Here is a 14,723-nt window from a genome sequence, read left to right as displayed (position 1 = left end):
AACGGCAGCGAAGGAGCACCGTGTCTATCACCCCGACTACTGTTCGGCTATATACAACTCTTTGGGAGGGCGATGTTGTAGAGCGTGTTACTTACCAGCTCTATAACCGAAACATCACGATTGATAAGCTCCCCCGCACTCTGCTTGAGAAATACAAAAACGAAGAGGAACTGCATTTCTCCGGTATCTACTTCCTCACGAATTCCTCAGCAAACGACCCCCGCCTGTATATTGGCCAGGCGGCAAAACGCCTGAATGGAAATGGGCTGATAGGCCGTATTCGTGAGCATGACCGCTCTAAGGATTTCTGGGATACCGCGTACCTGATTACTTCCACCGACAATTCTTGGGAAGCGACAGAGCTCAACTACCTGGAAAGCGCGTTCTGTCGTGAGGCTCAGAAGGTTGGCAGATATCGTCTGGAGAATGGCATTATCCCCTTCGCCGGAAATATCGCAAAAGTGAAGAAAGCAATTCTGCGTTCCCTCGTCCTTGAAGTTCTACTGATGCTACGCGCGAGTGGTCACCGCATGTTTGAGCCCACCACCCCGAAGAAGGCTAAGTCGACGGGTACAGAGGTAACGGCGAATGCGCCGGCTGTTGATTCTTCTACTATTTCTCAGCCGGAAGAAGCTCAACTCCCTGCCGCTTTGGCTGATGCAGTATTCCGTATTAAGCGCAAGGAGTTGAAGCATCCGGCTCGCGCGCGGATTGTTAATATCTCTGGTAATCGTGTGGGCGTTGAGGTATTTGAGGGTGAGCTCCTGCCGGTGCGTGCACCAAAGACGGCCAAGGCGAGCTATCTGAAGGATTTGGAGGCTTTGGAGGCTACCCGCGCTGAGCAGGTTGCCGCCGGTCACCTGGATGGTTTGAAGATTGTGAAACCGATTGAGTTTACAAGCCAGTCTGCTGCTTCCCGTTTTGTTCTGGGCGGCTCTTCAAGCGGTAACGCGGATTGGGTTTTGGAGTCTGATCCGAACATTTCGCTGGGTGTGTTCCTGCAGAACCTTGAAGGTTCTCAGAACTAATCCCCCTGTTTGCTGTGTATGAGAAGACCCGGCGGATACTACATCTGTAGTACCCGCCGGGTCTTCTGCTAGTTTTAGAATTGTTCAGCCTAGTTGTTCTCGCCATTGACGAGGCGAGCGCGAAGCTTCCCGTCAGCCTCCGTCACGATAATGACGGGTCTACCGCCCGCAACCTTGCGCGCACGGTCGAGTACGTCAGCCTCATCTTCGCCGGGAGCCGCAGGGATGACGTGGCACTCCCCTCCTGCCTTCTGTACAGCGAGCGCAACAAGTGCCCTATGCTCCGGGTTTCGGCGGGCAGACAGGTTGAAGCGTCCCGCGATGCGAGCTCTTTCTTTCATCACTTCAATGCTTGCCATTCTTCAATCCTTTCAAATGCGCCTTCTACGATAAAGACTGTTGCTTCTTCGTAAGCGGCGTTGCTTTCGATAATACTATTCAGGGGTCGGTTCTCTTCGACTATGTAATAGCGAAGGCACAGGTATACCCGCGCAAGCACCGTGCTTGACCGCCGCCGTCGCGCAAAAAGATTGGGAACAACTAGGTGCGAGTACAGGATTTCAAACGAACCCTAGTGCGCTACCGTAGACACACCATATGGCATAGACACACAAAAGAGAGGTAGGGCTGACAATAGCCCTACCTCTAAGATGTTTTAAGATAGCACGGTTGACTAGTCATGATTCCTGAATGCAAAGAAGTACATGGTAGCCGATACCAAACCCATACCTAAGGAAATCATAAGAACGTTTGGTGAACAAAGATTTCCCATTCCCTGAATCACTGTCAAGAACAGACAGGAAAGAGAAAATACGAGGATAAAAGCACCGATGCTCTGAAAACTAATACTTTTCATAATATACCTCCTTGGTTGCTTATAATTCACCTCGGCAGCTCCATGCAGCTACTCCCAGCTGAGCGGCCAAAACGGGAAGACCCCCAGCCCCCTTTTCTCAGTTGCAGCACCTATTTTCGACTATTAGATAGTCCAATAATCAATACTGCTATCGAGATGCCGTAGAGGATTCCAAGCACCAGGTCGCTGACATTTGACACTACGTTCAAGATAATTGCCAGGATCAAGAACAGCATCCCAACAGGAACATACTTATTCGACTTCATACGCTCGTGCTCCCTCAATAATCAACGGCGATACATCATTTTCAGAGTCATCCAGCTACCCATTTTCTGAATGACTATGGACGTTTGCCTTACTACCATGCTAGCACTCTGGAGCTAAGTCTGACCAAGAAAAGATAATCTGCGGAAAGCAACACCATCTGCTCTGACCTCAAAAGTTCGTAACTAGCAACCATCGGTCAGGCTATTCATTAAATGTCTCATTACAGAACCTTGAGAGCTCTTGGAACTAGAGTGTTCCCCTGAGCATATCTCACAATATAAAGAAGACCCGATGAATGATACAGAAACATTCATCGGGTCTTTATACTTAAAAATATGTATTACAGCATAGCAATTTGCTCGTCTACAGCGTCCTTAAATTTTGCATACGCAAGGCGCCTATACTTCGCTATATCTACACCTGCCATAAATGTTGCAAATGCATCGTCTAGCACTTTTTCAGCCTCAGAAATATCTTTAATTCCAGTTTTCTCCATGATATACAGTGTATACAAATCGCGTTGGACACTCTTTCCCAGCTTTTTACCATTTTCATCTACCTGAGATTCATAATATTCCATAACCATAAAGTACTTATCAAGAAGATCTTTAATTTTATCAAATTCTGTTGACCCATCAAATATATCTTCATAAAAATCAGTAAACAGCTTTCGTTTCTGATTACTTGCCTTGCCAGGCTCTTCCTTAATAATAGCCATAAGTATCTGAGCGACTAATTCCATGGACACAGAACGCTTACCATTCTTTTTCTTTCCAGAAACATGACTACGCTTAAGAATATATTCATACTGCTTACCATCGAGATATTTTTTAAGTTTAGTTTGCCAGGCATCATTTGAATGCAAGTCAGCAGGATTGATAGCATTTTGACTATTAGTAAACCGAGCAATCTGAGTTCCTACAGAGTAAGCCTTTCCATTAGCATGCACATCCTCATCATCCTCATCGCTCGCACCAACAGAATATGCGCGAACAAGAACTGACGCTTCCCTCAGCGAGGACACAACGCCGTATGGATCCTTATCAACGTTTTCTTCAATAAATTTATGCACTGACTTCAAGGTTTGCCCGCCATTAACAACCTGGTAATTTACAAGTTTCAGAACTGTAGTTGGCACACCATCACGAGGATTATTTTTTATATCCTCAGCTGTAATAGTTATACCGTTATTAAACATGAAGAATTTCCTAGGATCTTTTTCAATGGTTCCAATGATTCCAGCATTAAAATTGGTCTTCCCCAAAAAACCACGAACGTTATCATGAAGGAGTGCAGGCTCAAGTTCAATATATTTCAACTCTTCAACACATTCTTCATCTGAAAACTCAACTACATTATGTTCCTTCAAGTCATTACGCACATCCTCGTCCTTACTTGTGATTCGAGCAAGCTCAAGGAGCGGAATATTAAAAACATAAGAAGTATCGGAAGAATCATCTGACTCCCTGTAAGTCATAACCTTTTCCCTCCGAATTTTTAGTTTTGCAGAAATATCTTTCTTTACTCGAACTAGCAGGTCTGAAATATCCCCCAGAGAAACCGGCTTTACAGTCAGGTTATACATCTTTTCAAGACGTTTCTTTTCGCGATTATCCAAGGGATTCACTTCATTCGAAATAAAATACAGATTAATTGATGCATCTTCTTCTTGCTCCCTGTATTTATCAATTTCCTCCAGAACCTTAATTGTATATTCAGCATCTTCATAATCACTTAGAATTTTAGACGGCTCCTCCTCCCCTGAGATTACATTAAGAAACCTGAGGGTGCTATGTGTTTCACCGCCCTTGAATTTAGATTCAATCTTCCAATTTTCTCTGTATTTAAAGTTGAAAAGATTAATTTCTTTGTTATTTTCATTTATATAATAAGCATCAACACCCAAATCATTGTTTACTCCGCCTCGAATTTTAGCAAAGTATTCTGTATCAATGATCATTTTTGAAATATCTTCATCACTATCAATATCAGTTATATTCTTCAGAATTAGAAAATAAAAACCGATTCTTTTTCTCTCAAGATCAGTTGTTTTTTCATTATCTTCAAAGGAATCAGGGATTACCCCCGATTCACACGCATTCCGATAAGCCTCCATGCTCTTTCGGTCTACAAGTAAATAGTCATTCCTATTAACCATATTTTCTCCTACGCTAAACAAGGGATTTAACAACAACAGTCAGGCAGTGTTACGCCTACATTATTAAATGGATTAACGATAACCCTCGATAAACCCCTCCTAAACTTGTGAAAATAGTATGCCTCGCAATATAAGTACATACAAGGTACTTAGGTCGCACTCAGACATCCTTATCCGAATCGTACAATTACCAGCACTTCCGAACGGCAACGAACGTAAGTACCATCATTCACATTAGCACGAAGACACCCGCCCGGACTAGGAGAAACTCCCGCACAACACAACATTTCTGCACCCCACCGCACTCCCCCACCCGCGCCTCCTCAAAGCGCGCAAAAAACCACCCTCTCCGCAGCTTGTCGCCGCAAAGGGGGTGGTTTCTATATATGCGCTAGACCAGAAAGCCTAGTACTACTCAGCAGCCTCAGTGCTGGGCTTGGGGTCTTCGTTCACACGGTTACGGATATGCTCCACAATACGTGCCACAGCCTCATCCACGGGCACACCGTTCTCCTGCTTGTTGCCGCGGAAACGGAACGAAACAGCGCCGTGCTCCGCATCCTCACCGCCAGCAATCAGAATGAACGGAACCTTCTCAGTAGACGCGGTACGAATCTTCTTGGTGAAGCGGTCCGAACCGTAGTCCACCTCAACACGCACGCCGTGCGCACGCAGCTTGTCCGCAATCTCGGTCATGTAGTCGTTGAACGCCTCAGCCACCGGCACACCAATGACCTGAACCGGCGACAACCAAGCCGGGAACGCACCCGCATAGTGCTCGGTCAGCACACCCAAGAAGCGCTCAATCGAGCCGAACTTCGCCGAGTGAATCATGACCGGCTCCTGCACGGTGCCGTCAGCAGCCTGGTACTCCAGACCGAAACGGCTCGGCTGGTTGAAGTCGTACTGAACGGTCGACATCTGCCAGGTACGGCCAATCGCGTCCTTCGCCTGAACCGAAATCTTCGGGCCATAGAACGCAGCTCCACCGGGATCCGGAACGAGCTCCAGACCGGTCTCCTTCGCAACCTGCTCCAGAACCGCGGTAGCCTCTTCCCACTGCTCATCAGTACCGATGAACTTATCCTTCTTATCACCCTCAGTGTCGCGGGTCGACAGCTCAAGGTAGAAGTCAGTCATGCCGAAGTCCTCAAGCAGGCTCAGCATGAACTTCAGCAGGTGACGCACCTCATCCGGTGCCTGCTCCTTCGTCACGTACGAGTGCGAGTCGTCCTGAGTAATCATGCGCACACGGGTCAGGCCCTGCAGCACGCCGGACTTCTCGTCACGGTACACGGTGCCGAACTCGAAGAAACGCAGCGGCAGCTCACGGTACGAACGGCCACGAGAACGGTAAATCTCGTTGTGCATCGGGCAGTTCATAGCCTTCAGACGGTAGTTACCGTTATCCAGCTCCATGGAGGGGAACATGCCATCCGCATAGTACGGAAGGTGACCGGAAGTGTAGAACAGGTCTTCCTTCGAAATGTGCGGGGTGCTGACGTACTGGAAACCCTCCTGAATGTGGCGGGTACGCACGTAATCTTCCATCTCGCGCTTAATCACGCCACCCTTAGGGTGAATCACCGGCAGGCCGGGGCCAATGTTCTTCGGGAAGGAGAACAGGTCCAGTTCACGGCCCAGGCGGCGGTGGTCGCGGCGCTCCGCCTCAGCGATGCGCTCCTTGTACGCCACCAGCTCTTCCTTAGTCGGCCATGCGGTACCGTAAATACGCTGCAGCATGGGGTTCTTCTCAGAACCACGCCAGTACGCGCCACCGGCACGCATCAGGGCGTAGCCGTTAGCAATCAGCTTGGTGTTCGGCAGGTGCGGGCCGCGGCAGAGGTCCTTCCAGACGGTCTCGCCGGTCTTCGGGTGCACGTTGTCGTAGATGGTGATTTCACCCTCGCCGACCTCCACGGATGCGCCCTCGGCAGCATCAGCACCAGAACCGGGGCCCTGGCTCAAGGAGAGCAGCTCCAGCTTGTACGGCTCGTTCGCCATCTCAGCGACAGCCTCGTCGTGGGTGACCACGCGGCGGCGGAACAGCTGACCGGACTTGATGATCTTAATCATCGACTTCTCGATCTTCTTCAGATCTTCCGGGGTGAAGGGCTCAGCCACATCAAAGTCAAAGTAGAAGCCGTCAGTAATGTACGGGCCAATGCCCAGCTTGGCGTCCTTACGGTACTCCTGCACCGCCTGCGCCATCACGTGCGCAGCAGAGTGGCGCAGAACGTTCAGGCCGTCCGGCTCATGAATGAAAACCGGCTCAACGGAATCGCCAGCAGACAGCTCATGGGAGAGATCAACGAGCACGCCGTTCACGCGTGCCACAACGATCTTCGGGTCGTCAGCGAACAGCTCAGCGGCAGTCTTCGCGGTAACCTCGCGTTCCTCACCAGAAACGCTAATAACAATTGCTGAAGAATCAGCGGCAGACATAAGTCTCCTTAACTCAGGCGCGCGCGGCCGCACATGGGCGCCGCGGGTGCGCATACTATTCCGCACTGTACTGGTGCACGGACACACACCATCTTACAACGGCTCCCAGCCAACGCTCAGCTTGAGGACAGACTAGTCCGCATGATGTTCACGCGTATGCTCATACACGTCAACCACAATGTGGCTAATATGGTCATCCTTCAGACGGTAAATAGTGGTGCGGCCCTGCTGCTCACGGTCAATCACGTGCGCCTCACGCAGGATGCGCAGGTGGTGCGAGGCGAGCGGCTGCGAAATACCCAGGCAGGTGTGCAGTTCGCTCACACTGTGCGGGCGATGCATCAGGTGGTGCGCAATCGCCAAGCGCAGCGGGTTCGCGAGCGCAGAGAAAATCGCCACGGACGGGCCGAACTGTTCCTCCCAGTCCTTGGGGCTGTTGCCTTCGAGGAGGGGCGCGTTAGCGGGCACCTCGTGGGCGTGGTCTGCCACATGCGCCGCTACATGTTCTGCGGCGTGGGTGTGGGTGGTGTTAGTTTCGTTCTGGTCTGTGTGGTGGCTCTGAGTCATAGTATTTTCACCTTAGGTACAGGAAGGGGGCACGTCAAGAAAGTTACGCCTGCGCGGCGTGCTTTCTTGAGCGTGCCCCTCTCCCCTAACTGCGCATCAGCTCGCGGGCATGCAACCCTAGCGGGTGCCCTTAGCGGTTAGCGACTGCCACCTGCAGATAACCCTCAGCGGACTTTACGCCCTTGTCGGTCACTGCACGGTAGCGAACCAGCGGTGCGAAGCCCTGCTTATTCTTAGCAGAAACCGCAATGCCCTGGGTGCCATTCGGCAGGGTCACCACGCGGTAGGTACCGTATTCGTCGCTGTAGGAGCTGACGACCTGGCCGCGCTCGTTGAGCAGCTCCAGCTTCTTCACGGTCTCACCGCGGCTGAACGCACCGAAGGATGCCTCGTCGTTCTTCAGGACTGCCACGTTCTGGGTGGTGCCCGAGTACAGGGAGACGGAGTCCTCACGTGCGATGGGGCTGTTCTTATCGACCACGTGAACCTTCAGCGGGATCGAGTACAGCTGCGCGGCGGAGCCCTTCTTCGCCTTTACATCGGACATGCGGGCGGGTGCCTTGCCGGTGCGGTTCACGGTGATGTTCGTGCCGTTGTCGCGGCGCAGGTCCCAGGTGGTGCCGGTGACGTCGTGGGTGTTCAGGTCGATCGAGTAGGTGCCGGTCTTGCCGTTGGAGGCAAAACGGATGCCGGTCTCTGCGCTGGAGAACTGGCCGCCAGCAGTGTTGACCTTCTCCTTGTTCACCCAGCGACTGGGACGGAAGTTCGGGGTCTGCTCGATTTCCTGGAAGTTATAGTCACGGGCGTAACGGTAGTTCGGGGAAACCTTGTGCGACTGGTGTACGCTCTGCGCAACCGCGGTCTCGCCGGAGTAGACGGTAGCGTGGTGCTCGGCGGGCTGGTAGATCACGCCGGAGCCGGTGCCGGTCTTGCCGTAGGAGTCCGAGGGGTACTTGAACTTCACGCTGGTATCTGCGCTGGCGGTGTTGCGGCCTGCACTGTTTTCAGCGGACTCGGTGTAGTTCACGGGCATCCACTGCACCTGCTGCCAGGGGAACTGGTTGCCGGTGAAGCCGCTGGGCACAAAGTTCGCGAACATTGCCGCGAGCTTCGGGTCTTCCTTGTACACGTTCTTACCCTGGCGGGCGTAGGGCGCGTAGGAGCTTGCCGACTCCAGGTTGAATGCGTTGGTGAAGAGGTTACGGTCCGTGATGATGAAGCCGTACTCCTTCATCGCGGTCAGAATCATGCGGCTGAGCTGGTCGTCAGCGTGGCCGGTGTTACGCAGGTGCTCTTCCACGTCAAAGTTCGCGGGCAGGAAGCCGCGCTGACCCGCGCGGGGTGCGTTCGGGTACTTGCTCACGTCAATCTTGCCGTCGGTGCCCTTCGCCGGGAAGGAGGAGGTCAGCGAGGAATAGTCAGCGGCAGTAATGGACACCATGTGGTTGATCTTGCCCGCCTTGAGCTCGTCCACACCAATCTGGGTGAGCTCATTCGCCATGCCCACCACAGAGGAGGTGCCGTTCTTGAGGGTCAGCCAGTAGTTGTCCTCGCCCACGCCGCCAAAGTTCGGCTTAGCGAGCATGTAACCGCCGGAAGACACGTGGTAGATTGCCGGGTAGTCAACCGCCACGGGGATGTCCACGGTGCCGCGGGTGCCGGCGGGAATCTTGTAGGTAATCTCGCCGGTTTTCTCGTTGATGGACGCGCCGGGCACGTTCTTCGCCAGGCGGAACTTCGCGCCGCGAGCAATCGAGTAGGAGGTGCGGGCGTTGCCGGACTTCGCATCAATGCTGACGGGCGCCTTGATAGTGACGGTCTGACCTGCGTTGCCACGGCCAACGTTGTCGTACTGAATCTTGGCGCTCTTGGGGGTGGACGCGTTGCCGCCGCCAACCTGCACGCGGGCGGTGCTGGTGTAGGTCTGTGCGTCTGCATCCTTGATGAACTTGAAGTAGGAGCGCCAGATGCCGGTTGCCTCGTCGTACAGGGCGACGGACTGGTCACCGGAGAGGCCGTGGTCCTCGGCAAGCCACTTCGGGATCGGGATGCCGCCGGTCAGGATGCGCTTGTTCTCCGCGTTAGCGTTAACGCGGTTGTCGCGGGAGACGACCTCGACGTACTCCTGGTGCGGGTTCGCGGAGTTCACGGCGAGGGTTGGGATGTTCTCGTGGCCGCCAACGGTCTGGGCGCGGTCCTTCTTCACGGTGCCCGCGTTGATGGCGGTGGTGATGGGGTGGTTGCTCGCATCGGCGGAGTATTCGAGGAAGGTGCGGCTGATTTCGCTGCTATTGGCTACGACGGCTTCGGTACCGGTGAGCTTCTTGGCGGCGAATGAATCGCGGGCGAGCTTGCCGCTCAGAGGCGAGGTGTTCTCGGTGGTGGTCAGCTGCGCCTTAGTGAGGGAGGAGTTAACCGGTGCGAGGGTCGCAATGCTCTGTGCCTTCTGGTCGGGGTTCCAGTAGCAGGTCGGACCGGGCGCCACGTTGGTGAGGTTCGCCAGGGTCGGCACGGTGCGGTAGCCTGCCTCGACGCAGGTGGTACCGGCTACGTTGCGGGTGGGGGCGGTTGCACCGAAGGTCGCGGGGAGGTTCGCGCCGGTGATGACGGTTGCCAGTGCTGCGGAGGCAGCGATGGAGGCACGGCGGCGGTTTGCCGGGCGCTGTGCCGGGTTTTTGGATGCAGTTATGGTCATGTTTTTCTTCCGTTCGTGTCGGCTTGTTTGAGTGAGTGCGTTTGTATGAACAAACACGGACGTGAGTGAAATATGCATCTGAGGGTGTGCCCGGGTGGGTCCTGATCTTCTGGCAGGAATTCTCAGGAAACTCTCAGATAATCCCCATACCCTACATAGTCTTTTGGGCGAACGCAAAACGAGTTTGTGATTCGGGGCACTGATTTTTTACTAAAGGTTCAGGTTTAGAGTCACATTTCTTTACACCCGCGTGCACTGATAGATGTTCAGGCTTTCGAAATTTGCACCACAGTGTTTAGGCTTTATTCCTAGTCAGGAGAGGGCAACTTGAGAAAAACGAAAAACGCGCACGGAAAACTAAACCTTCAACCTCAAAGTTCCCGAAATGACGCGCCAAAACTCCCTGTTGAATTTCTCACACGTGCCCACAATTTGGAATTCTGCACTCTGGGTAGATATGGTCTCAGTCACTGAAACAGGGGGTTTTGTGTGCTCAATCGGCAGCTTTTGGGCCAGATCTGCAGTCGGGGCACATGCATTGCTTCACCCCCACAGACCCACAAAACCCACCTCAAACCCTAATATTTAGGTCAAAGTTTAAAGTTTTCGTGTGTTTGACAGTGCGTAACCATGCATTCGCCACACTCCCCCACTCGAGGCACTCTCCGCTGCGCACTAGAGGAATCCCAAGCCGCTCACCGGGAGCTTTAGAAGGCATAGAAACACCCCGCATGCGCCTCAAAAACACATGCGGGGTGCATAAGTATTCATTTATAGGTGCCTTTCAGTGCACCCAATAGCAGGTGCCGCAGACACCCGAGTGGGTTCACGTGGGTTCATTCGCGATTGCTCGCAGAACTACTGAATAACCACGGGAACTACGGCAGATGTACAGCGCCGCGGGTTAGTTACAGCACGAGATAGCTACAGGGCAGGATAGCTACAGCGCGCCCGCCTCCGAGCAGACATTCACCAGCTCGCCAATGCCCTCGATGCGGGTGCGCACCGTCTGCCCCGGCTTTAACCACTGACGCGGGTGCAGCGACAAGCCAACCCCGGCGGGCGTACCCGTCGCCACCAGGTCACTCGGCTCCAGGGTCATAAACCGAGAAATATAGGAGAGCAGCTGCGCCGGGGTGAACACCATATCCGCCGTCGTGCCGCGCTGACGCACCACGCCGTCCACCTCACAGACGAGCTCCAGGCCGGCAACCGGGTCAACCTCATCGGCGCTCACGATTACCGGACCGAACGGGGTCATCGCATCCCAGTTCTTGCCCTGGAACCACTCCGAGGAACGACCCTGCCAGTCACGCACCGACACATCATTCAGGACCGTGTAACCCATCAGAGCCTCAAGCGCCTGCTCCTCCGAGGCGTTGCGCAGGCGAGCGCCCACGACAAGGCAGAGCTCAACCTCCCAGTCGACCTTCGTGCTGCCGGTGCCGTCATCGGCGGGCATGCGGATCTGCTCGCCGGGGCCAATCAGCGCGTTCGGGAACTTCGCAAACAGCGACGGGTACTCGGGCACCTCGAGGTTCATTTCTGCGGCGTGGTCGCGGTAGTTCAAGCCGGCGCACACGATCTTGCCGGGCTTATCCAGCGGGCGAATAAAGGGCAGGGAACTCCACAGCTCCTCGCCGTGACCCATGACGGTCGCACCGTTCTCCTTCAGAATCGCCACGGCGTTCTTCGGGTCGCCAAAGTTCAGGCGGAACCGGCTGTAGAAATTCAGTAGCGGGCTGAGCTTCGCCGGTAGCTCGTACACGGTCTCCTCGAAGAAGCAGACCGCGCGGCTGCCCTTCGAATCCTTAATCTGTGCCCAACGCATAGATGCTCCTTCGCTTCAGGTGGGGTAAATCGGGGGTAATCGGGGTGGTTTAGGGGTAAAAGTCAGGGACGGATCTGGGCGAAAACCGCTCGGTAAGTCACTCAGTGAAAGCCATTTTGGGCGTACACCTCAACGATGGCGTCTTCCAGGTCTTCCATGAGCAGGTTGGGGTTCGCATCCTGTGCGGCGCCCACCGTGGCGGGGTCGAGGTCCATGCCGAGGGCGCGGTAAACGTCCGCGGTGACCGCCCGCAGGGGCGCAGAATCGGAGACCACGATGCCGGTACTGAACCACCAACCGCCGGTCACCACACGCTGGGCGGTGCCGACCAGCTTGATGCGGCCACCACCTGCGGATGCGGGCAGCTGCGCGTGCACCGAATACTCGCCGGGGCAGTACTCCCCCGGAATCTCACCCATGCGCGCATCCACGCCGACCTCGCGCAGTGCCTGCGCGTACATGGATCCAAACAGTTCGTAGCGTAGGGTGTTGCCGCTGCGGGCGTCGGAGGCGGGCTGAAAATGGTCCACAACCAGGCACCCCTGATGGTACGCGGCAGCATGCCCGCCGACCTTGCGCACCAGCACCTCGAAGCCGTGCTCGGCGCACGCCGCGGACGCCTCCGCGAAGCCAGGGTTCAGTTCGTCACGGCGGCCGAACGCAACCGTCGGGTTCGGCTGATACATGCGTAGGGTGGCTTCACGCTTGCCGGTTGCCACCTCGCGGAGCATCTGCACCGTCTGGTCGTGGTGAATGAGGATCTCGCCGGACTCGGGGCCGGTCTCTCGAATAATCTGCACGTTCCTATTTTACGTTGCGCCCGTCACGCTGGCGTGTGGGTGGCGGGGCGTCTCAAGGGTGACCCAAGAACAGATTAGGGGTAGCTCCAGGGCGGTGCGTTCCTCGATTCTCCCCTGGCGCTCTCCCCCGGTCATTTCCCGACAATTTCCCACGGCATTCCCGCCGCCTACCCGCGGAATCCCAGCCGCCGATACACCCGATCATATTCACATTTTTTATGCCGAATTTCTTCACTCCGTGAATCCAAACCATTACGATTAAAAGACTACGTGGCATCCCACACGTTGCCACAAGTACACAACACAGCATGACAACGCAGAAGAAACGCGCACACCGTGACGGCCCACCCGCCACGGACCAAACTGTACGTTTCACATAAGGAGTACGGACATGACACAGTCCACCAACACAGCGGCAGCCGCCGCCGCAACCAAACCGGAGGTGAACGGCCAGGAAGTGAGCGCAGCCCGCAAACAGCGAAACAAGCTGATTCTGCACGTTGCCATCATCCTCGTAGCGACCCTCGCCATCTGGTTCATTCCCTCCCCCGAAGGCGTCGACCCGCGCGGCATGCACATGCTCGCCATCTTCGTCGGCACCATCCTCGGCCTGATCCTGCAACCGCTGCCGACCCCCTCCGTGGCGCTCGTCGGCCTGGGTGCCGCAATGATTACCGGCACCATGGCGGCAAAGAACGAAGCGCTGACCGGCTTCGGCAACTCCTCCATCTGGATTATTGTTGCCGCGTTCTTCATCGCCGACGGCTTCCTCATCACCGGCCTGGGCAAGCGCATCGCACTGCTGTTCGTGCGTGCGCTCGGCAAGTCCTCGCTTGGCCTGTCCTACGGTATGGCAATCACCGACCTGGTTCTCGCCCCCGCCACCCCCTCGAACACGGCGCGTGCCGGTGGCGTGATTTACCCGATTATCCGTTCCCTCTCCGAGGTCAACGGCTCCACGAACGAGACTCCCGAATCGCGCCGTAAGCTCGGTTCCTACCTGCTCATGACCGAGGCGCAGGTCAACACCATCACCTCGGCAATGTTCCTGACCGCAATGGCGGGTAACCCGCTGGCGCAGAAGTTCGCGCACGACCACAACATCAACCTCGACTGGGGTACCTGGGCGCTCGCCGCTATCGTTCCCGGCCTTGCCGCGCTGATTGTGATGCCGTGGATTATGTCGAAGATTTACCCGCCGACCATCAAGAAGACCCCGGACGCACCCGAGCACGCCCGCCAGGAACTGCACGAAATGGGCCCCATGAGCTCCAAGGAATGGATCATGCTCGGCACCTTCGTGATGCTGCTCATCCTGTGGGTTACCGGTACTTCCCTGGGTATTGACGCGACCAGCGCCGCCTTCTTCGGCATCGCGATTCTGCTGGTCACCAAGGTCCTGACTTGGAAGGACATGGCGAAGAACTCCAGCGCATGGTCCACCCTCATCTTCTTCGCAGTGCTCGTCGGCATGGCAGACCACCTGAAGAAGCTCAGGGTCGTTGACTGGATCGGTCAGCAGGTAGCGCACAGCATCAGCGGCATGGCGTGGCCCATGGCGTTCGCGATCCTGGTTCTGGCGTACTTCTTCATCCACTACATGTTCGCTTCGAACACCGCGCAGGTCGTGGCGCTGTACGCCGTGTTCCTCGGTGCGGCGGTTACCGCGGGTGTTCCGCCGATGTTCGCTGCGCTGTTCCTCGGCTTCATGGGTAACCTGATTGGCGGCATCACCCACTACGCCTCCGGCCCGGCAGGCGTGTACTACGGTTCCGGCTACTTCAGCGTGAGCGAATGGTTCAAGATCGGCTTCATGGCGGCTATCGTGAACCTCGTCGTCTGGGGTTCGGTCGGTACCGCGTGGCTGTTCGCACTCGGCTACGCGAACTAGCGTTCGGGGCAAGCGGGCTGGGTTTAGCGCCGTAAACCCCTACTGCCCCCCCAGCTCAAGGCCCGGTATCCTCCCCGCGAGGATGCCGGGCTTTCGCGTACCCGCATAATGCCCGAAAACCGCGCAAAACCTAGCAATCCCCCACCCCCTCCGCTAGGGTAGAAGAAAGACCCAAAGCACCCTGG

General features: G+C 55.3%; 9 protein-coding genes. 2 read left to right on the top strand and 7 right to left on the bottom strand.

All coding sequences use genetic code 11. The annotated features are described in order from the left end of the window. Positions 1–20: 20 nt before the first annotated feature. Positions 21–1,028 carry a hypothetical protein gene (locus RWL87_RS03135; RefSeq protein ID WP_313968878.1) on the top strand — a complete coding sequence of 336 codons (1,008 nt, stop codon included), beginning with the start codon at positions 21–23 and terminating at the stop codon, positions 1,026–1,028. A gap of 89 nt (positions 1,029–1,117) precedes the next feature. Here RWL87_RS03135 and RWL87_RS03130 read toward each other — a convergent pair whose 3' ends face one another. The 7 genes from RWL87_RS03130 to RWL87_RS03100 form a co-directional block, all read right to left on the bottom strand. Continuing rightward, a complete protein-coding gene (locus tag RWL87_RS03130; RefSeq protein ID WP_313968877.1) occupies positions 1,118–1,387 on the bottom strand; it encodes an aminotransferase in 270 nt (89 codons plus the stop codon). Positions 1,388–2,491: 1,104 nt separating this feature from the next. After that, on the bottom strand, positions 2,492–4,309 hold the full coding sequence (locus RWL87_RS03125; RefSeq protein WP_313968876.1) for an AIPR family protein: 1,818 nt from the start codon (positions 4,307–4,309) through the stop codon (positions 2,492–2,494). Between the two features lie 411 nt (positions 4,310–4,720). Then, the gene (thrS, locus tag RWL87_RS03120; protein ID WP_313968875.1) at positions 4,721–6,754 is read right to left on the bottom strand and encodes a threonine--tRNA ligase; all 2,034 of its coding nucleotides are present in this window, start codon (positions 6,752–6,754) and stop codon (positions 4,721–4,723) included. A 132-nt stretch (positions 6,755–6,886) separates the two neighbouring features. Beyond that, positions 6,887–7,321, bottom strand: a complete 435-nt coding sequence (locus RWL87_RS03115) for a metalloregulator ArsR/SmtB family transcription factor (RefSeq protein WP_313968874.1) — start codon at positions 7,319–7,321, stop codon at positions 6,887–6,889. A gap of 130 nt (positions 7,322–7,451) precedes the next feature. Beyond that, the gene (locus tag RWL87_RS03110; RefSeq protein WP_313968873.1) at positions 7,452–10,016 is read right to left on the bottom strand and encodes a YPDG domain-containing protein; all 2,565 of its coding nucleotides are present in this window, start codon (positions 10,014–10,016) and stop codon (positions 7,452–7,454) included. A 940-nt stretch (positions 10,017–10,956) separates the two neighbouring features. Next, entirely contained in the window at positions 10,957–11,847 is an 891-nt protein-coding gene (locus tag RWL87_RS03105; RefSeq protein ID WP_313968872.1) for a fumarylacetoacetate hydrolase family protein, read from the bottom strand. Positions 11,848–11,948: 101 nt separating this feature from the next. Beyond that, positions 11,949–12,647 carry a lipoyl protein ligase domain-containing protein gene (locus RWL87_RS03100; protein ID WP_313968871.1) on the bottom strand — a complete coding sequence of 233 codons (699 nt, stop codon included), beginning with the start codon at positions 12,645–12,647 and terminating at the stop codon, positions 11,949–11,951. A gap of 391 nt (positions 12,648–13,038) precedes the next feature. On the opposite strand from RWL87_RS03100, the gene RWL87_RS03095 reads away from it, so the two are divergent. Continuing rightward, entirely contained in the window at positions 13,039–14,538 is a 1,500-nt protein-coding gene (locus tag RWL87_RS03095; protein ID WP_313968870.1) for an anion permease, read from the top strand. Positions 14,539–14,723: the final 185 nt, after the last annotated feature.

Source organism: uncultured Rothia sp. (genome assembly GCF_963555405.1).
Taxonomy (GTDB): Bacteria; Actinomycetota; Actinomycetes; order Actinomycetales; family Micrococcaceae; genus Rothia.
The sequence above is the reverse complement of the archived record's forward strand: the minus strand, read 5'-3'. Positions and strand labels throughout refer to the sequence as shown.

Coding starts and splice junctions, on each gene's coding strand:
- thrS (WP_313968875.1), bottom strand. CDS start 6,754: ATGTCTGCCGCTGATTCTTCAGCAATTGTTATTAGCGTTTCTGGTGAG.
- RWL87_RS03130 (WP_313968877.1), bottom strand. CDS start 1,387: ATGGCAAGCATTGAAGTGATGAAAGAAAGAGCTCGCATCGCGGGACGC.
- RWL87_RS03115 (WP_313968874.1), bottom strand. CDS start 7,321: ATGACTCAGAGCCACCACACAGACCAGAACGAAACTAACACCACCCAC.
- RWL87_RS03105 (WP_313968872.1), bottom strand. CDS start 11,847: ATGCGTTGGGCACAGATTAAGGATTCGAAGGGCAGCCGCGCGGTCTGC.
- RWL87_RS03110 (WP_313968873.1), bottom strand. CDS start 10,016: ATGACCATAACTGCATCCAAAAACCCGGCACAGCGCCCGGCAAACCGC.
- RWL87_RS03125 (WP_313968876.1), bottom strand. CDS start 4,309: ATGGTTAATAGGAATGACTATTTACTTGTAGACCGAAAGAGCATGGAG.
- RWL87_RS03095 (WP_313968870.1), top strand. CDS start 13,039: ATGACACAGTCCACCAACACAGCGGCAGCCGCCGCCGCAACCAAACCG.